The sequence below is a fragment of the Peribacillus sp. P4_C12 genome (assembly GCF_056402095.1).
This window is the reverse complement of record NZ_JBFUIB010001125.1, coordinates 1-640: the sequence shown is the minus strand read 5'-3', so window position 1 is coordinate 640 and position 640 is coordinate 1. Positions and strand designations below refer to the sequence as shown.

Genomic DNA, 640 nt, shown 5'->3' with positions numbered 1-640 from the left:
GTTGTAATATTTTTAGGTATTTATATTCCGTTCCATTACTTTGGAGGAATTCAGCCAATGTTTGAGACGGTTCAGTCTGCTAAACCTGAAATGCTAATCTTAGCTGATCAAGGGTTGAGTCAATCCTGGTTTATCTCCACGGTTTTGTTAAATGCTTTAGGGTTTTATTTATTACCACAAACATTTATGGTTGTTCTTTCGTCAAATGGAGAAAGAACGCTTCGTAAAAATGCAATTGCTTTACCACTATACACCTTGTTATTGCTCTTTGTCTTTTTCATAGGTTTTACAGCTATTATGGAAATCCCGGGTTTGCAAGGGGCTGATGGAGATCTTTCGCTTTTAAGATTAGCGATACAAACATTTGATCCATGGGTAATCGGATTAATCGGAGCTGCAGGCTTATTGACCGCTCTAGTTCCGGCTTCCGTTATGCTAATGGCTGCATCGGTAGGGCTAACAAATAGTTTTTACAAAGTTTTGGTTCCAGCTGCTAATGAGAAACAACAATTAATTGTCTCAAGATTAATAATCATTGGTATCTCAATCATTGCCTTAATCGTAACGGTAACAGGTGGCGAAGCGCTAGCCATCTTGAATATCATGTCATATAGTTTAATTACTCAATTAGCACCTGCAT

Annotated in this window: 1 protein-coding gene; it reads left to right on the top strand. The window is 37.8% G+C overall.

Annotated elements, in window-relative coordinates:
• Nucleotides 1-57: 57 nt before the first annotated feature.
• A partial coding sequence (locus tag AC1DUW_RS31720) for a sodium:solute symporter family transporter (RefSeq protein ID WP_477644563.1) occupies nucleotides 58-640 on the top strand: 583 nt, incomplete at its 3' end.